General features: G+C 38.3%; 16 protein-coding genes. 9 read left to right on the top strand and 7 right to left on the bottom strand.

Features of this window, described 5'->3' with window-relative positions:
* Positions 1 to 494: 494 nt before the first annotated feature.
* Positions 495 to 752 carry a 50S ribosomal protein L27 gene (gene rpmA / locus ACM40_RS04925; RefSeq protein WP_027383144.1) on the bottom strand — a complete coding sequence of 86 codons (258 nt, stop codon included), beginning with the start codon at positions 750 to 752 and terminating at the stop codon, positions 495 to 497.
* A gap of 12 nt (positions 753 to 764) precedes the next feature.
* Entirely contained in the window at positions 765 to 1340 is a 576-nt protein-coding gene (gene rplU, locus ACM40_RS20225; RefSeq protein WP_073062670.1) for a 50S ribosomal protein L21, read from the bottom strand.
* A gap of 195 nt (positions 1341 to 1535) precedes the next feature.
* Between rplU and ACM40_RS04915 the strand changes: the two genes are divergently transcribed.
* The gene (locus ACM40_RS04915; RefSeq protein ID WP_048501659.1) at positions 1536 to 2423 is read left to right on the top strand and encodes a metalloprotease; all 888 of its coding nucleotides are present in this window, start codon (positions 1536 to 1538) and stop codon (positions 2421 to 2423) included.
* 114 nt (positions 2424 to 2537) lie between these two features.
* Positions 2538 to 3629 (top strand): acyltransferase family protein, encoded by a 1092-nt coding sequence (locus tag ACM40_RS04910; protein WP_048501658.1) that lies wholly within the window; start codon positions 2538 to 2540, stop codon positions 3627 to 3629.
* Here the strand turns inward: ACM40_RS04910 and ACM40_RS04905 are convergent.
* Positions 3626 to 3883, bottom strand: coding sequence for a hypothetical protein (locus ACM40_RS04905; RefSeq protein ID WP_048501657.1), 258 nt, complete (start codon positions 3881 to 3883; stop codon positions 3626 to 3628). The two genes, ACM40_RS04910 and ACM40_RS04905, sit on opposite strands and share 4 nt — an antisense overlap.
* Positions 3884 to 4033: 150 nt before the next feature.
* On the opposite strand from ACM40_RS04905, the gene ACM40_RS04900 reads away from it, so the two are divergent.
* From ACM40_RS04900 to ACM40_RS04875, 6 genes are all read left to right on the top strand, one after another.
* Entirely contained in the window at positions 4034 to 4615 is a 582-nt protein-coding gene (locus ACM40_RS04900) for a tRNA-(ms[2]io[6]A)-hydroxylase (RefSeq protein ID WP_048501656.1), read from the top strand.
* Positions 4616 to 4637: 22 nt separating this feature from the next.
* Positions 4638 to 5255, top strand: a complete 618-nt coding sequence (locus ACM40_RS04895; protein ID WP_040992774.1) for a DUF502 domain-containing protein — start codon at positions 4638 to 4640, stop codon at positions 5253 to 5255.
* Positions 5256 to 5348: 93 nt separating this feature from the next.
* The gene (locus ACM40_RS04890; protein ID WP_048501655.1) at positions 5349 to 6725 is read left to right on the top strand and encodes a tryptophanase; all 1377 of its coding nucleotides are present in this window, start codon (positions 5349 to 5351) and stop codon (positions 6723 to 6725) included.
* A gap of 243 nt (positions 6726 to 6968) precedes the next feature.
* Positions 6969 to 8048 carry an FAD-dependent monooxygenase gene (locus tag ACM40_RS04885; RefSeq protein WP_048501654.1) on the top strand — a complete coding sequence of 360 codons (1080 nt, stop codon included), beginning with the start codon at positions 6969 to 6971 and terminating at the stop codon, positions 8046 to 8048.
* A 4-nt stretch (positions 8049 to 8052) separates the two neighbouring features.
* Positions 8053 to 9210 (top strand): pyridoxal phosphate-dependent aminotransferase, encoded by a 1158-nt coding sequence (locus tag ACM40_RS04880; RefSeq protein ID WP_048501653.1) that lies wholly within the window; start codon positions 8053 to 8055, stop codon positions 9208 to 9210.
* A 162-nt stretch (positions 9211 to 9372) separates the two neighbouring features.
* Entirely contained in the window at positions 9373 to 11802 is a 2430-nt protein-coding gene (locus ACM40_RS04875) for a TonB-dependent receptor plug domain-containing protein (protein WP_048501652.1), read from the top strand.
* 68 nt (positions 11803 to 11870) lie between these two features.
* On the opposite strand, the gene ACM40_RS04870 is transcribed toward ACM40_RS04875, so the two are convergent.
* Positions 11871 to 13088, bottom strand: coding sequence for a PQQ-dependent sugar dehydrogenase (locus ACM40_RS04870; protein ID WP_048501651.1), 1218 nt, complete (start codon positions 13086 to 13088; stop codon positions 11871 to 11873).
* 218 nt (positions 13089 to 13306) lie between these two features.
* Between ACM40_RS04870 and uvrB the strand changes: the two genes are divergently transcribed.
* Positions 13307 to 15298, top strand: a complete 1992-nt coding sequence (gene uvrB, locus ACM40_RS04865; protein ID WP_048501650.1) for an excinuclease ABC subunit UvrB — start codon at positions 13307 to 13309, stop codon at positions 15296 to 15298.
* Positions 15299 to 15386: 88 nt separating this feature from the next.
* Here uvrB and ACM40_RS04860 read toward each other — a convergent pair whose 3' ends face one another.
* The 3 genes from ACM40_RS04860 to ACM40_RS04850 are packed head-to-tail and all read right to left on the bottom strand — an operon-like array spanning position 15387 to position 17463.
* Positions 15387 to 15614, bottom strand: a complete 228-nt coding sequence (locus ACM40_RS04860; protein ID WP_083996787.1) for a DUF3820 family protein — start codon at positions 15612 to 15614, stop codon at positions 15387 to 15389.
* A gap of 2 nt (positions 15615 to 15616) precedes the next feature.
* The gene (locus ACM40_RS04855) at positions 15617 to 16705 is read right to left on the bottom strand and encodes an AI-2E family transporter (RefSeq protein ID WP_048501649.1); all 1089 of its coding nucleotides are present in this window, start codon (positions 16703 to 16705) and stop codon (positions 15617 to 15619) included.
* Between the two features lie 20 nt (positions 16706 to 16725).
* Complete coding sequence (locus ACM40_RS04850; RefSeq protein ID WP_048501648.1) at positions 16726 to 17463, bottom strand: hypothetical protein; 738 nt, start codon at positions 17461 to 17463, stop codon at positions 16726 to 16728.
* Positions 17464 to 17470: the final 7 nt, after the last annotated feature.

The raw sequence follows: 17470 nt of genomic DNA, 5'->3' as shown, positions 1-17470 counted from the left end.
CCCGTTTAACCGGACTGCAAAGATATGAAAAATTTTAAAACCCGCAACCTTTTATTTCTAAAAAGTTTTAAGCTCGTTTTCCTTATATCTTTTTAAGCTTTTTTAAATAGTTATGCTTATCTAAAAGCTCTTCTGCGCTACCGTCTACTCTCGTTTTCAGTGGGGCAAAGATACATCCTTATTACATCACAAAACAAATATAGTTAACATAAAATTCATTTTTAGTTCATGTAAAGCCGTAAGAAGCTGGTATACAGTAGTAAAATTTTCAAACTAATGTTTAATTTTTTTCACCTCCCTTTCCAGAATTAGAGTTTACTATTTATTTTAGCGTATATAAGGTTGAGGATAAAATCAGATACTTCCGGAACTGGTGGTTTAAATCGAAAGTATCGGTTTTCTTTACTATATCAATATATCTATCTTTTTGGAACAGGACAAAATAAAAAAACCTCAGCGAATGCCGAGGTTTAATTTATAAAACGCTTAAATGATTATGCGTTTGGCTCTACAGATACGAAAGATCTGTTGTTTGCTTTCTTTCTGAAAACTACTTTACCGTCTACTAATGCAAACAAAGTATGGTCTTTACCAATTCCCACGTTTTCACCCGGGTGGTGTTGCGTACCTCTCTGTCTGATAATAATATTTCCGGCAATAGCATCTTGTCCTCCGAAAATCTTCACACCTAATCTTTTAGAGTGAGACTCTCTACCGTTCTTGGAACTACCGACTCCTTTCTTGTGTGCCATTTTATTACTGGATTATTTGTTAAGTGCTTTAAATTGATCGATGTTCTTAATGATAGCAGCATCTACTTCTTCATGAGTAAGAACAGTCTTTTCTAATTCAACTTTAACTGCTTTACCTAAAGTAATTAAAGTTTCTCTGTTTTCTTTAGACTGAGACAGGTTGTTTTTCTTCAAGTGATAGTTCAGTTCATGATCTTCACCAAAGTTAACCGTAGCGTTGTCTGAAAGAACTTCAGCTTTTACAGTTTCTTTTTTAGCAGCTTTCTTTGTACTTCCGTCAAAACCAGTGATACCAGTGATTTTAATTTGAGTTAAAGATTGTCTGTGACCGTTTTTAACCTGATAACCTTTTCTTCTTTTCTTTTTGAAAACGATTACTTTATCAGCTTTTACGTGGTCTAGGATCTCTGCATCTACAGTGATTCCGCTTACAGCTGGGGCGCCTACAGTGATTGAACCGTTTACAGTAAGAAGAATTTTATCAAAAGAAACTTTGTCTCCTTTTTCTCCTTTTAAACGGTTTACAAACAACTTCTGGTCTTGCTCAACTTTGTATTGAAGCCCTGCTATTTCTACAATTGCAAACATTGTTTATAAAATTTTTAGTTATTTCGAGGTGCAAATATATAAATAAATTTCTAAATAGCTTACAATCAGTTCCATATTTTTTCACAAAAATCATAACAAAAAATCATTTCACTATATTTTGAATAATTTTTTACATAAAGCGCTCATTTATAACAGATAATTTTATACCTTCGTTATCACCAAAAAATATTTTACATGAAAAGAAACTTTAAATTCTGCTTATTAGCAGGAGCCATTGCCGCTTTTTCATTATCAGCGTGCCGTGATGACAAAATGGAAGAATCTGTTCTTCCGGAATCTCAATCTGCCAGCGCCAAGATCGAACAGCCCGGAGATCTTGAAAAGAGCTGTTCTTATGTAGACCAATACTGGAGCTCAACAGCCGTTCTTAAAACAGGTCTTCAATACGCGGCAGATACCAATTTTATGAATTCCCAGATGACCAAAATCGCCAGTCTTTGGGGAAGAAGCAACCCAACTTTACGATTTGTAGATGACCCTTCTAATTTTGGTTCTACCTACAATGCAATTTCCTATTCCACAGGAAAAATTTATTATGGCTATGCCATTTATGCAGATGCCAAAAATAAAGGAGGCGATATTGTAAATGCCATGATCCTTGCCCATGAGTATGGCCACCAGCTGCAGTACATTTTTGGACTGCCTTCTGTAAGTGAAAATACAGCAAGACCCAACGAACTGGAAGCAGATGGTTTTGCAGGATATTATTTAAGAAGACCAAACGGCTACAACAAAACCAATTTCTCAGAAATTGCTGCAGCCTATGAATTTGCACAAAGTATCGGAGATTACCAGACTTCAAGCGCCAACCACCATGGGACCCCTCCTCAAAGAAGATCTGCAGTACGTTTAGGATTCCTTCTTGGACAGTATGACCTTACTGCCGCTAATTTTGACTATAACTTCTTTTACTATTACCAAGGAGTATTGAACGGTACTTATAAAATGGGTAAAAATTCTGTAAACCCAGAAATCGATGCCTATATGAGCAAATACATGGACGAACTTAGAAAAATCCAGACCGGAGAAATCTCTGAAGAACAATTTAAGCAACTTAAATAAACATTCATTTTTAGCATATTTAACAAAGGAGGCAGGCAGCAATGTTCTGTCTCTTTTTAGTTTATTTGATACATATCCCAAAGTTTATTTACTTTTGAACCAGATCCTATAATAATGAACAGAGACCTCTACATTGATTTTGCCAAGGGAATGGCAACGCTTTCCATCATATTTATCCATACCGCTTTCTGGTCCGGGCAGTTTTACATTCCCGCAGAAGTAAGGGTATTTTCCCTGGTTTTTGATGTAGCCCTCTTTTATGCCTTAAGCGGAATTACTTCCGGATCGAATATTGAAAAAACATTTTACAGATTGTTAAAACTTCAGATCACTTATATGATCTTTGTAACATTCCTGTTCTTCCTGGACTATTTTTTCAAAGTTTTTGGATTAACGTTTTTTTCTATGGAATGGCTCCAGAGTTTTTATTCAACGTTTGGATCTAAATATGCAGCTACCGGCGTTTCAGATGTTCCCCAATGGCAGAATCTCGGTAACTGGTATCTTCACCAATATACGAACGCTGATACATTCCCCGTTGTGATGGGAAGCTTCTGGTATCTGAAAGTCTATTTTATTCTAGCTGTTTTTGGAGTTCTGATCCTGAGATTTTTCCCAAAACATATCAATTGGTTTATTGGCCTATGCCTGGTTTTGACTTTATTATTCAATATTTTTCCGGAATATTACCCCGGAGGACAAGTAGGTTATGTTGCTTTTTATCTCGCCATATTCTTAATTGCCAATAGAATGCGCAGAAAAAAAATTCAAGACAGATTTGTTCCCGTCCTATATACGATAGTGGCAGCAGCTTTAATCTGGATGTTCTGGTATTACGGAAGCGACATTTTTTATAAGATCAATAAAAATAAATTTCCTCCGAAGATTCCTTATATCATTTGGTCACTATTCTCATCAACCACATTGTTCGTCCTTTATAACAGATTAAAAATTACAAAAGAAAACTTTGTAACCCATATCGGAAAGAATGCGATCTTCTTTTATTTTGCCCAAGGAATCAGCTCTTCTTTGGTTTATTTTGTAGTCGTTCCGCTAAAAGAAAATATGCCTTGGTGGATTTTAATGATGCTTATTTATATCGTGAACATCATTTTAGCATTCATCATTGCAGCGGGATTAAAAAAAGTAGATGATCTAGGCTGGAAAATCCTTGAGTTTTTACGGAAAAAAACCGCCGCCGATTAATCTCTCTCTCTTTTTGAACCTCTTGTTAAAAGAACAATAATGATAAGAAGGACAATAGCTCCTACAATGAGATATACCGGATTCGTATACCATTCCGTGGTGGTTGTGCTTGTACTTGTTGAGTTAACAGTTTTATCAGCCGTTACCGTACCGGTATCGTTATTCTGTGCAAATGACATTGCAGACATAAAGATCATAACTAAAAAAGCTAACCCTGTGTTAAGCTTATTTTTTAAAGTTGTAAGTGTTTCCATTGTTTAGATTTTTAATTATAAATATAGAATATCAAAAAAAATACCAATATTTCTATTCACTTTTATTAAAAACATTTAAACCTTTTTTAAAATTTTAATAAAACTTCTTACTTCTCGCAATTTATTTTAATTTTACAGAAAATTCAAAACATGTTTAAGTTGAAACTACCTACCGATCCAAGGTGGGCTAATATTGCAGAGGAAAACATTGAGGAAATTTTAACGGATCATGCATGGTGCGAGCAGAAAGCCGCCACTAATGCCATCGGCTTAATTACAATGCTTCCTGAATATACTGAGATTGTCACAGAACTTCTGGCCATTGCGCAGGAAGAGCTGGATCATTTCAATCAGGTTCATGAGATCATTAAAAAACGTGGGTATACTTTTGGGCGCATCAGAAAAGATGACTATGTAAATGAGCTTGTGAATTTCATTCAGAAAGGAGGCAACAGAGATGATCTCATTGTTGACAAAATGCTTTTCGCCGCGATGATAGAGGCAAGAAGCTGTGAGAGATTTAAAGTGTTAACAGAAAACATCAAAGACGAAGAATTAAAAACCTTCTATAGGGATTTGATGATTTCAGAAGCCAACCATTACACTACATTTATCGGGTTTGCAAGACAGCTTGGAAATCCCGAAAAAGTAAATCAGCGTTGGGAAGAATGGCTTGAATATGAAGCCAATATCATAAAATCGTACGGAAACAAAGAGACCATCCACGGATAAAATAAAAAGTAAAGATTCTACGTTGAAAAAACCGACCTTCGAAAATATTACCAATTTTTTTCTGAAAAATTTCTTTCAGGGACTGGTTATTATTGGCCCTATCGGGCTTACGATCTTTGTGATCTGGTATATTGTGAGTGCTATTGACAATATTATTCCTTCCGTCGCAAAAGAGATTCCCGGGCTGGTTTTTATTTCAACCATACTGATGACTGCTGTTCTTGGCTATCTTGGAAATAAGTTTGTGGTTGGAAAATTCTTTTTCGACACTATGGACCGGTTTCTTGAAAAAACTCCAGGAGTAAAACATATTTACACCCCTACAAAAGACGTCATGTCATCGTTTGTAGGTGATAAGAAAAAATTCAACGATCCTGTCTGGGTAAAAACCAATGAAAATCCGGAGATCTGGAGAATAGGCTTTCTTACCCAAAAAGAAATGTCGGACGTCGACAAGCACAATTACGTTGCGGTATATCTGCCCCACTCCTATGCTATTTCAGGATGGGTAATTGTTACTGAAGAAAAAAACATCAAGCCCGTAGTGGGAATGACTGCAGCTTCAGCCATGAAGTTTGCGGTAAGCGGCGGTGTAGCCGGATTCCATTCGGATGACAATATATTTAAAGCACCGGAGTAATTCTTCCGCTCCTTTTTAAATATATATTGATGAATTTGAATTTATTTTCAAACCAATTTTCTTTACAAACAATCTAATAAAATATTTTAACGCATGAAATTACCGTACGCGGAACCATTCCGTATTAAAATGGTAGAGGAAATCCGCCAGTCTACAAGAGAAGAAAGAGAACAGTGGCTTAAAGAAGCGAATTATAATCTTTTTAACCTTAAATCATCACAGGTTTTCATTGATCTTCTTACTGATTCAGGGACGGGAGCCATGTCCGATAGACAATGGGGTGCCCTGATGACCGGAGATGAAAGCTATGCAGGATCACGCTCTTTTGAACAGCTTCAGAATACTGTTGAAAAAATCACCGGATTTAAATATTTACTGCCTACCCACCAGGGAAGAGCCGCTGAAAACGTCCTTTTCTCCGTTCTTGTAAAAGAAGGTGACGTGGTGCCCGGAAACTCCCATTTCGACACTACCAAAGGACACATCGAGTTCAGAAAAGCACACGCTATCGACTGTACTATTGATGAAGCTTTTGACATCAATGATCTTCACCCGTTTAAAGGAAACATCAATTTAGAAAAACTGGAAGAGGTCTACAAAAGCCATCCGAAAGAAAATATTCCTTTCTGTCTGATTACCATTACATGTAATTCTTCAGGAGGACAGCCTGTTTCTCTGGAAAACATGAGAGCTGTAAAAGAATTATCTGACCGTTATGGAATTCCTGTTTTCTTCGATTCGGCAAGATTTGCAGAAAATGCCTATTTCATCAAAAAAAGAGAGCAGGGCCAGGAAAACCGAAGCATTAAAGAAATCTGTAAAGAGATCTTCTCTTACGGGGACGGAATGACGATGAGCTCCAAAAAAGACGGACTGGTCAATATCGGAGGATTTATAGCTTTAAACAGTGAAGAAGTTTTCAGAAAAGCTTCCAATTTCACAATTATCTACGAAGGTTTCATCACTTACGGAGGAATGGCCGGAAGAGATATGGCTGCCTTAGCCGTAGGATTGGACGAGGCCACTGAATTCGCTTACCTTGAAAGCAGAATTTCACAGGTAGAATATCTTGGCAATAAACTGATTGAATACGGAATCCCCGTTCAGAAGCCGATTGGAGGTCACGCTGTTTTCATCGATTCCCTGAATTTCCTTCCCAAAGTATCCCGGGCAGAATATCCGGCACAAACCTTAGGGCTGGAAATTTACAAGGAAGCAGGTATCAGAACCGTAGAGATCGGCACATTGCTGGCAGACAGAGATCCTGAAACCAGAGAAAACCGTTATCCGAAACTGGAACTTGTGCGTCTTGCCATCCCAAGAAGAACCTACACGAATAACCATATGGATTATATTGCAGCAGCAATCAAAAACGTTTATGAAAGACGTGAAGACATTTCCAAAGGGTATAAAATAACCTGGGAGCCTGATCTGTTAAGACACTTTACAGTTCAGCTTGAAGAGGCATAAAACTGAAACCGGGATTTATTTCCCGGTTTTTTGATGTATTAACTTTAAGAAAGAAATAACTGCACTTTTTTCATGACAGCATGCAAAATGTTATGTTTTTCACTTTATATTCAATCATTTTTAAACCATATCCAATTATTTTTTTCAATTAATGAATGTTTTTAATTTACATTTGCACTTATCAAATAAATAGTTTACAGAACGTAAGCTGAAACACTAACTGAAAAAATCCACTATTCCGAGATGAACAAAATTGCTGTCGTGGGCGCCGGCATCTCCGGCTTAAGCATAGCGAGTTACTTAGAAAAACACCAATTAGATTACCACATTTACGAAAGGAGAAAGAAAGATGATCTTACCGGCCATGGTTTTCTGCTTCCGAAAGAAGGAATAGAATATCTTTCACAGATTATTGATCCGTCTGTACTTTTTAAACAAGGTAACTTTTTAAAAAAATATATCCGGTATTCCCATACTGGAAAAATACTTGCAGAAAAAGAGCTGCAGGATGTCTTTGTTATTTCCAGAAGCTCCCTGATCGAGATTCTTGCCAGGAATATTCCGGCCGGAAAAATTACCTATGGTGAAACAATAACCCCATGTCATCTCCAAAAAGGAAAACTGAAAAAACAGGACGGAACCTATATAGACTCTGATCTGGCGATTGTTTCTGATGGATCTAAAAGCCGTATCAGGAGGCAAATATTTGAGGATGAAGTGATGCGGTCCGTACAGGAAAGCGAAATTGTCAATATCATCAAACATAAGGATATTGCCGCCCGCCTTGAAAATAATTTTATGAAATATCACCATGAAGACGGCGGGCTGACTTTTGGAATCCTTAAGCTTTCTGAAGACACGATACTTTGGTATTCACAGTTTGACAATGAAAAATATAAGATCAGTGAGCAATGTTCTGTTGACAACCTTAAAAACTATATGTTTGAAGTTTTCGATGAGTGGGATCCCATGGTATCTTCTATCGTTAAGGAATCCGATTACAAAAATGTTCATTTGTGGAGGGTTTATGAGCTGGAAAAACTTAATCCTTTTTATAAGGATAATATTGTTTTCATCGGAGATGCTGCTCATCCGCTTATTCCCTTTACGAGCCAGGGGGTAACCTCAGCATTAAAGGATTCTTTTACACTGACCCAACATCTGATTTCAGAAAAGGGTCCCGCTGAAGCATTCAGAAAGTACGAAGCGGAAAGAAAGCCTGAAATAGAAATCCACATCAGAAACGGAAGGATTCTGCTGGATCAGTTTTTAAAACCTCTTCACGAGCAGACAGAAAATATTTTACCCATATCATATAAATAAAGAAATGTTTACCAACAACGATATTAATTTTGATGCTTTAAAAAGGAAAGCTTATAACGGAAGATGGGCCACTATAGAAGAAGGTATTATTCCTCTTACCGCTGCTGACCCGGACTTCAGAACCGCTCCGGAAATAGAGCAGGGAATTATTGAGTATATAAAAGACGGCTATTTGAGTTACGGACCATTCTCCGGGCTTCCGGAGTTCAAGAAAAACGTTGCCGAACATTTTAACATAGAAAAACACGGCAGTTTTACCCCGGAAAATGTACTTGCCGTCAACAGTGCTGCGCAGGGAATGTTCCTGATCGCTTCCTATGTTTTAAAGCCGGGAGATGAGGCTATTATTTTAGACCCTGTAGACTTCCTGTTTAAAAAATCTGTGGAGGCAGCCGGCGGAACCGTAAGGCTGTGCCCGGTAGATCATATATCGGGAGCTATCGATTTTGAAAAACTTATAGAACTCATCAATCCCAAAACAAAACTGATCAGCATATGCAATCCCCACAATCCACTGGGAAAAGTATATTCTAAGGAAGTTTTGAAAAAAATATCAGAAATTGCGTCCGCCCATGACCTTTGGGTAATGAGTGATGAAATATGGAGCGATATTATTTATGACGATAAAGAATTTCATACCTATTCTTCAGTTTCAGAAGAAGCGAAGAAAAAGAGCTTTACGGTATATGGATTTTCAAAATCATTTGGAATTGCAGGGCTGAGAATCGGTGCCGTTTTATGCAATGACCAGGAAATCCTTGATGATTTTACAGAAAAATCCAATTTTAATTCTACAATAGAAGGAGTTTCAACACTTTCACAGATCGCAGGGAGTGTGGCTCTGGAAAGGGCAAAACCCTGGTATAAAGAGTTCCTGAACCATCTTCAGCACAACAGAGACCTTGCTTTTAACATCCTGAACCATTCAGAAATCCTTAGCCCCAATTTACCCGAAGCCACTTTTGTATTATTCCCGAAAATTCAAAATAATTTAACCAGCGATGAATTTACACAACACGTATTACAGCATGGAAAGGTAGCCGTGGTTCCCGGATCAGAAAGATGGTTCGGAAAAGGGGCAGAAGGACATATCAGAATCTGCTTTTCTACGTCCCGGGAAATTTTAGAAGAAGGGCTTGATCGTATAATTAAAAGTTTTTAAAGTTAAAAATTTTCTTAATTTATGTATTTTAAGTTTATATTTTTCTTTATTTAATGAAAATTTAACTTAATTTAAATAATTCTTACACAATAGCGTATTTTCATATTGATTTAATAGTAAAATTCAATATTTTTGATATAATCACTAACTTAAATACGAAATATGAGATTGAAGTACACGAGCATTCTTTTTTTAGGAACTGCATCACTACTGTATTCCCAAAATACTAATGATACCATTTCCAAAGAATCAAAAATAGATGAAGTTTCCATTACCGGAAGCCGGAATAAGAAGAGAACTGTTACCAATACCCCTGTTCCTGTTGACGTCATTGACATCAAACAGGTAAGTCAGTCAACGGGGCAGATAGAAGTCAACCAGCTTCTTCAGTTCAGTGCACCTTCATTCAATTCCAATAAACAGTCCGGATCGGATGGAGCTGATGCCACGGATCCGGCAACATTGCGGGGACTTGGACCTGATCAAACCCTTCTCTTACTGAACGGAAAAAGATACCACCAATCTTCCCTGATCAACGTTTTCGGAACAAAAGGAAGGGGAAATACAGGTTCGGACATGAATACCATTCCCATCGGAGCTATAAAAAGGATTGAAGTGCTCCGTGACGGAGCTTCCGCACAATATGGTTCTGATGCAATTGCCGGGGTTATCAACGTTATTCTTAATGACCGCAATCATGGCTTTGAAGGCAACGCATTTTACGGAATGAATCTTTTTAAAAGTCCGGGAAGCAATGATGTGGTATCGGATCATAAAGTAGACGGAACCACCTTTGATTTCAGCGGAAATTTAGGAACGAAAATAGGAAATAAGGGTGGATTCGGTAACTTCACCGTTGAATTCGTTAATAAAGACCGCACTATAAGAAATGCAAACCCTGAAAAATATACATCCCCGAGAGAAAGATTTGGTGATGCAAAATCCCAGAATGTTTATTTCTTCGGAAACGTGGAGCTGCCTTTATCTGACGGCTTAAAATTCTATTCCCGACAGGGGTTTTCTTACCGTAAAACCAATGCTTATGCATGGACAAGAACTCCGGATGCCGATGGAAATATTCCTGAAATATACCCTAATGGTTTTAACCCGATAGAGAATACAAGCATTACAGATTTCACGTTCGATAACGGCCTGAAATTTAAGGTTGCCAATTGGGATGTTGATTTTTACAATGCATTCGGAAGCAACAGGTTTACTTATCAGATAGACAATACCATTAATGCTACTCTGGGAGTAAAGTCACCCACGAGTTTCAATGCCGGCGGGCATGCTCTTTTACAGAATACAACCGGATTTAATGCTTCAAAACAGTTCAAAGTACTGGAAGGTTTAAACGTTGCTTTCGGATCTGAATTCAGGTATGAGCAGTTTGAGCTCATCAAGGGAGAAGAAGCGTCTTATGCCATGTATGACATCAATGGGAATGTTGTAACAACTGATACTCCAGAAAGTTTGTGGGTGAAGAACCCTCTCAATGGGAATACAAGACCAGGAGGATCACAAGGGTTTCCTGGATATTCCCAGGAATTTAAAAAAAACAGGAACAATTTTGCTGCTTATGTAGATACCGAGCTAGATATTACTAAAAAATGGATGGTTAGCGTAGCCGGAAGGTTTGAGAATTACAATGATTTCGGAAGCACTTTGAATGGTAAATTTGCGACACGATATGCATTTACCCCACAGTTTGCCTTCAGAGGATCTGTTTCCACCGGATTCAGAGCCCCTTCTTTGGCACAAAAATATTACAGCCTTCAGTTTACGAATTTCCAGGCTAACAAACTTGTAACAATCCAGCTTGCTGCCAATGATAGTGATCTTGCAAAACTTGTAATTCCTCAATTAAAACAGGAGACATCTTTAAATGGAAGCGCCGGATTTACGTTTAATACTGCAAAATTTACAGCAACAATAGATGGTTATTACATTAAAGTCAAGGACAGAATAGTTTTAACAGGAAATTTTCCTCAAGATGACGATGCCATCGGTGATATTCTAGTCGCCAACCACATTGATCAAGCTCAATTCTTTTCTAATGCACTAGATACAAGAACTAAAGGAGTAGATGTTATTTTAAGCTACACTGATAATGTTGGTCCGGGAAAACTTACCGCCACATTAGCAGGAAACTATAATGATATGGAGATTACTAAAGTAAATGTTCCAGAAAAGCTAAAAGGCAAAGAAGATATCTTTTTAAGCGCAAGGGAAAAGGCATTTATTTTAGCTTCGGCTCCTAAAACTAAGGTTAATCTGAACTTAAATTATAAAATCAATAAGTTCAATGCCAATGTTCAGCTTGTAAGGTTTGACAAAGTGAAACTAATCGGGTATGGTGGAGCAGATGATTACCAGTTTTATGGCGCAAAAGTAACTACCGACATTTCTTTTGGATATGAATTCTCCAAAAACCTCAACCTGACTATTGGAAGCAAAAACTTATTCAACCGTTATCCTACATTACAAACCGCTGCTGTAGACGGAAATACGGAATCAGGAGGAATTTTTGACCCTGTCCAGATGGGCTTTGCCGGAAGACAGGCTTTCGCACGACTTAATTTTAAGTTTTAAATAATTATTTTTTTTATGAAAGAGACTGTACCAGGATAATATCCATAATACAGTCTCTTTATCTTTATTTACTTTTTAGAAATTTTATATAATTTTCCGCTGTCTGTCACGGCATACAGATTACCGTCCATTCCATCCAGAACATCTCTGAAACGTTCTTTTTGGTCGGCAAGCAGCCGCTCTTCGCCTACTACTTTATTATCTTTCATTACAATCCTGTTAATATGTTCGCCGCTAAGACATCCGATGATTAGATTTCCCTTCCATTCCTCAATGTTTCCGGTATAGAAAGTAACCCCGCTTGGAGAAATTACAGGATCCCAGTAATAAACAGGTTGTTCCGTACCCTCTTTTTGGGTAATTCCATTTCCTACCTTAGCTCCTGAGTATTCAATTCCATAGGTTACATCTCCCCAGCCGTAATTTTTTCCGGGTTGTATCAGGTTGATTTCATCTCCTCCTCTTGGACCCATCTCAACATCCCAGAGTGTTCCGTTCGGATCTATTGCCATTCCCTGTGGATTTCTTACTCCATAAGCATAAATTTCAGGCTTAAATCCTTGTTTTCCTATAAATGGGTTTCCAGGGGCGGGTTTACCGTCTTTCGTGATCTTCAGTATTTTTCCAAGATAATTATCTGTTCTTTGGGCATACACCCTTGTTTCCTTATCAGATCTTTCCCCGGTACTTACAAAAAGGTTTCCGTCTTTGTCAAATGCCAGCCTGCTTCCGTAATGCTTGTCGCCATCATAGGAAGGTTCAGCACGGAAAATAACCTTAACTTCCGATATATTTTTAAGATGTGCTGAAAGTTTTCCTTTTGCTACAGATGTCAGATTCCCTTTTCCAAACGGCTCAGAGAAGCTGAAATAAATAATCTGATTGGTTTTAAAATCCGGATCAAGAGCTACATCCAGCATTCCTCCCTGTCCTTTTGCATCTACTTTTGGGAAGCCTTCAATTTTTGAGACCTGTTTTCCATCAGTGGAAACGATGTTCATATGACCATTTTTATCGGTAATAAGAAACTTCCCGTCTGGCAGATTAATAATTCCCCAAGGCCGGCCGAGGTCTTTATTAAGAACTTCCACTTTATAGGCAGTTGTTGTTTTTACAGCTTTAATTCTGGTTTGCCCCTTAAAAGCCGGTTGGTAGTTTGTGTTCGGTTTTCCGGTTTCTACACTACCGTCGTTTCCTGTCTGCTGCGCATTGGCGTTATTCTTTTTACACGAAGATAAAAGTAAGAACACACTGAGTGCCGGTACATAAAATTGATTGAATTTCATAGCATTAAGATTTGGTGTAAAAAGATAAATAGAAAAATAATGCCATAAAAATTTATGGGTATAAATTTATAAATAATGAAAAAATGTTACTTATATAGCGTTTTTTATTTTGCATTTAAAAAGGGGGATGAAAAAAGTTGTCGTCAAAACAGTCATTTTCAAATACTTTATGAAGGCTAAAAATTTCTTTCGTATTTTTGTTGTATACATCATTTCCTATGAAATTTAATCTTCAATCAGAATATAAACCTACAGGCGATCAGCCGCAAGCCATTGAAAAGCTTACCGAAGGTATTGAGATCGGCGAAAAATACCAGACTCTTCTCGGGGTAACAGGTTCCGGGAAAACCTTTACCATAGCAAATGTTGTACAGAATGTACAAAAACCCACTTTGGTTCTTGCTCACAACAAAACCCTGGCAGCACAGCTATTCATGGAGTTTAAAGAATTTTTTCCTGATAACGCCGTTGAATATTTTGTAAGCTACTACGACTACTATCAGCCGGAAGCATATATTGCCACAACCGGAACATATATCGAGAAAGATCTCAGCATCAATGAAGAAGTGGAGAAACTTCGTCTTTCTGCAACAGCCAGCCTGCTTTCAGGAAGAAGGGATGTACTAATCGTAGCTTCCGTTTCATGCATTTACGGTATCGGGAACCCTTCAGAATTCCATAAATCGCTTATTTCACTGGCCATCGGAGAAAAAGTGACCAGAACAGCCTTACTTCATTCACTAGTTAATGCATTATATTCCAGAACATTGGGAGATTTCCAAAGAGGTACATTCCGGGTAAAAGGAGACGTTATTGATGTTTTCCCAGCTTATGCTGATAATGCAGTAAGGATTCAGTTTTTCGGGGATGAAATTGAAAAAATTCAGAGTTTTGATCCTGTAAGCGGGAATGTTGAATCTAATTTTGACCAGATCCAGATCTACCCTGCCAATCTCTTTGTAACATCAAAAGAAACTCTGAATGGAGCAATCAGAAACATCCAGGATGATATGGTAAAGCAGGTGGATTTTTTCAACTCCATCGAGAAGCCTCTTGAAGCTAAACGACTTCAGGAAAGAACGGAGCTTGATCTTGAAATGATCAAGGAATTAGGTTATTGCTCAGGAATTGAAAACTACTCAAGATATCTTGACGGAAGACTTCCCGGTTCAAGACCTTTCTGCCTGATCGATTATTTTCCTAAGGACTTCCTGATGGTTATCGACGAAAGCCACGTTACCGTTCCTCAGGTTCATGCGATGTACGGGGGCGACCGCAGCAGAAAAGAATCATTGGTGGAATACGGTTTCAGGCTTCCTGCCGCGATGGACAACAGGCCTCTTAAATTTGAAGAGTTTGAATCCATGCAGAATCAGGTAATTTATGTCTCTGCAACACCTGCAGATTATGAACTTGAAAAAACCGGTGGGGCTTATATTGAACAGATCATCCGTCCGACAGGTCTTTTAGATCCGGTAATCGAGGTCAGACCGAGTATCAACCAGATTGATGATTTAATGGAAGAAATCCAAAAAAGAGCGGATGCCGATGAAAGGGTTCTGGTAACTACCTTAACGAAGAAAATGGCCGAGGAACTTACCAAATACTTTACAAAATTCGGGATCAGAACGAGATATATCCACTCGGATGTAGAAACCCTTGAGCGTATCCAGATCATGCAGGACCTTCGTTTGGGGCTTTTTGACGTACTAATCGGAGTCAATCTGCTAAGAGAAGGGCTTGATCTTCCTGAAGTATCTCTGGTAGCCATTCTGGATGCCGATAAAGAAGGAATGCTCAGAAGCAGAAGGTCCATGATACAGACTGTAGGGCGTGCTGCAAGGAATATCAATGGTAAAGCGATCATGTATGCGGATAAGATCACCAAATCCATGCAGGCAACCCTGGACGAGACAGAATACCGCCGAAGTAAACAGATACAGCATAATGAAGCAAACGGGCTCGTACCTCAGGCTTTAAATAAAAAGATTTCAGAAAATCTTGTGGGAAGAAGCAAAGACTTCCCGGATCCGAAATATACCCAGAAAGAGATTCTTCAAAAAGCTGCAGAAACAAAAGCAAGCTACGGTGATAAGGATATTGAAAAAATTATCAGCCAGAAGCAGAAAGAAATGGAAGCAGCAGCCAAAAACCTTGATTTTATAAAAGCTGCCAAACTCAGAGATGAGATTGCAGCATTGAAAGAGTAACTAATCATATTACAATAATTCAGGGGGGCGGCATCTTCGATGCCGCCCCCCTGAATTTATATTTTCTAATTGTCAGAAAATTCAGATTCTATTTTACAGAAGCTCTGATCGGGATCAGAAGGTCCATCAACCCGTTCAATTTAATTTCGTAAACGGTCGAAAGCTGCATTCCCAATTTACCTTTAGGCATTCCTTTTCTGTTAAACCATTCCAGATAGCTTACCGGAAGATCGGCCAGAATAGTCCCTTCATACTTTCCGAAAGGCATCTTCACGATACAGATCTCTTTTAATATTTCCGAATTTACGCCTTCCACTTTTATACAATTAAATTAATTTTTCCTTCCTGATCATTGTCTGTATCAGGCAGTTTGAGCTCAGGAGGTGTATCTTCGTCTGAGAATTCATTTCTGTAAACCTGAATCAGAAGTAAAGTAAACGAAATAAGAATCGGCCCGAAAATCAAGCCCATAAAACCGAACAAATTCATCCCCATGATAATTCCGAATACGGTATTGAGCGGATGGATATTTTCGAGTTTCTTTAGGAGAGTAAAACGAAGCAGGTTATCCGTAAGCCCTACCACTACTAAACAGTAAGCCGCCAAACCAAGTCCCTGACCGGTATTTCCTTCTGCGATCATGAATACACATACCGGAATATAAACGATAGCTGCCCCTACAACCGGAATCATGGAAGCCGCTGCTGTTAAAGCAAAAAGAAGGACCGGGCTCGGAGCACCGAAAATAAAGTACCCTACAAGGCCCACAATCCCCTGCCCTAAAGCTACAACCGGGATTCCAATGGCATTGGCCATAATCAGTTTTCTAAGCTTATCGCCGATTAAGGAAATATTTGCTCTTTTCAATGGAGCGGAAGAGCTCAGGATCTTCTCAAACAGCCTTGGCCTTTCCAGCATAAAATAAAGGATAAAATACATGGACATCACCACAGTAAGGGTGTTAAATGTCCCGCTCACCGCAGAAGTGGAAAACTTACCGGCAGAACTCTTCACTTTATCCATATTCTCTTTGCTGAGAATATCAAAGCCTGTTTTTGAGTAGATATAGGCATGTATTTTGTCCAGAAATACATTAAATTTCGCCATATAGACCTGGGCATTTCCCAGTTTCTCTATGAGGAGATCAGCAATAAAATATACCGGAAGAATAAGAATGATAAGACTCGCCAGCATTAGCACAAGTGATGAGAGCCAGGGTTTCCACTTTTTTTCTTCCTGCAGGTAAAAATTGTATTTTCTGCAGACCACATAAATAGTGATTGCCCCAAGTACTGATGGTATAAACAATGAAAGATTAAAACAGATCAGTCCGGTCAGCACCAGAATTATGGCGAGAAGGGCAACTTGTTTTATCGCAATATTGCTTATCTGTTTATCTTTATTCATTCTTTTTCTGTCTTCTTATTTTATTTCTTAAATGCAATTTGTCTTGGTTTGCCTAAAAAAGCACAGTATGCAGAATACATTACGACCATCATGAAAGGTGCCGTTAAAATAACCCCGATTCCGCACAAAATAACTCCGGCAATAGAGATCAATGCTCCCAATACCGTTGTACCAAGAAACGTTCCGTAATTTTCTTTGGCAATGTTGAAAGACTTTCCTAGAGCTTCGGTAGCTGATGCATTTTCGAATAATAAAATAGGATAACCCAATAGAAGTAAAGGATAAACAAAAATAACCGGGAAGAAACAAAGCATCATCGCAACGCTTGAAATAATCCCTGAAAGAATACTGTAGATCAGGATATTCACAAAATTCTGCTTGTATCCGATAAACAGGTCTGCAAAATCAATCTGACTTTTGGTATTATACTTATTAACAATGTAGATTAACCCTACATATAACGGGGCAAGTAAGATTCCCAAAAGACCTGAAAGCGAAAGATAAAGCGAAAAGCCGGGAGCATTCCAGTAGCTGAAGTTTGAGTAATCTCCTCCCGCATCTCTCATTTCCTCCATCATGGATGCAGAATTGAATCCGCTGACAGTCTGAATGATGAAGCCTCCTATAATATAAATTACCATCGCTACAACGCCATAAAGGAAAACCCCTTTATACATTTCAAAAGCATGGGAAATGATGGATCCTGTGTCCCTGTTCGGAACCGAACCCTGTTGATCAAATTCGTTAAATTCTGACATAGTTTAA

Origin of the sequence: Chryseobacterium sp. BLS98, from assembly GCF_001045445.1 — a bacterium.
In the GTDB taxonomy this organism is placed as follows: Bacteria; Bacteroidota; Bacteroidia; order Flavobacteriales; family Weeksellaceae; genus Chryseobacterium.
Note: the sequence above shows the minus strand (reverse complement) of the source record. Positions and strands in the feature narration are given on the sequence as shown.

Excerpts from the sequence above, each read along its gene's own strand:
- rpmA (WP_027383144.1), bottom strand. The coding sequence starts at position 752 with ATGGCACACAAGAAAGGAGTCGGTAGTTCCAAGAACGGTAGAGAGTCT.
- rplU (WP_073062670.1), bottom strand. The coding sequence starts at position 1,340 with ATGTTTGCAATTGTAGAAATAGCAGGGCTTCAATACAAAGTTGAGCAA.
- ACM40_RS04915 (WP_048501659.1), top strand. The coding sequence starts at position 1,536 with ATGAAAAGAAACTTTAAATTCTGCTTATTAGCAGGAGCCATTGCCGCT.
- ACM40_RS04910 (WP_048501658.1), top strand. The coding sequence starts at position 2,538 with ATGAACAGAGACCTCTACATTGATTTTGCCAAGGGAATGGCAACGCTT.
- ACM40_RS04905 (WP_048501657.1), bottom strand. The coding sequence starts at position 3,883 with ATGGAAACACTTACAACTTTAAAAAATAAGCTTAACACAGGGTTAGCT.
- ACM40_RS04900 (WP_048501656.1), top strand. The coding sequence starts at position 4,034 with ATGTTTAAGTTGAAACTACCTACCGATCCAAGGTGGGCTAATATTGCA.
- ACM40_RS04890 (WP_048501655.1), top strand. The coding sequence starts at position 5,349 with ATGAAATTACCGTACGCGGAACCATTCCGTATTAAAATGGTAGAGGAA.
- ACM40_RS04885 (WP_048501654.1), top strand. The coding sequence starts at position 6,969 with ATGAACAAAATTGCTGTCGTGGGCGCCGGCATCTCCGGCTTAAGCATA.
- ACM40_RS04880 (WP_048501653.1), top strand. The coding sequence starts at position 8,053 with ATGTTTACCAACAACGATATTAATTTTGATGCTTTAAAAAGGAAAGCT.
- ACM40_RS04875 (WP_048501652.1), top strand. The coding sequence starts at position 9,373 with ATGAGATTGAAGTACACGAGCATTCTTTTTTTAGGAACTGCATCACTA.
- ACM40_RS04870 (WP_048501651.1), bottom strand. The coding sequence starts at position 13,088 with ATGAAATTCAATCAATTTTATGTACCGGCACTCAGTGTGTTCTTACTT.
- uvrB (WP_048501650.1), top strand. The coding sequence starts at position 13,307 with ATGAAATTTAATCTTCAATCAGAATATAAACCTACAGGCGATCAGCCG.
- ACM40_RS04855 (WP_048501649.1), bottom strand. The coding sequence starts at position 16,705 with ATGAATAAAGATAAACAGATAAGCAATATTGCGATAAAACAAGTTGCC.
- ACM40_RS04850 (WP_048501648.1), bottom strand. The coding sequence starts at position 17,463 with ATGTCAGAATTTAACGAATTTGATCAACAGGGTTCGGTTCCGAACAGG.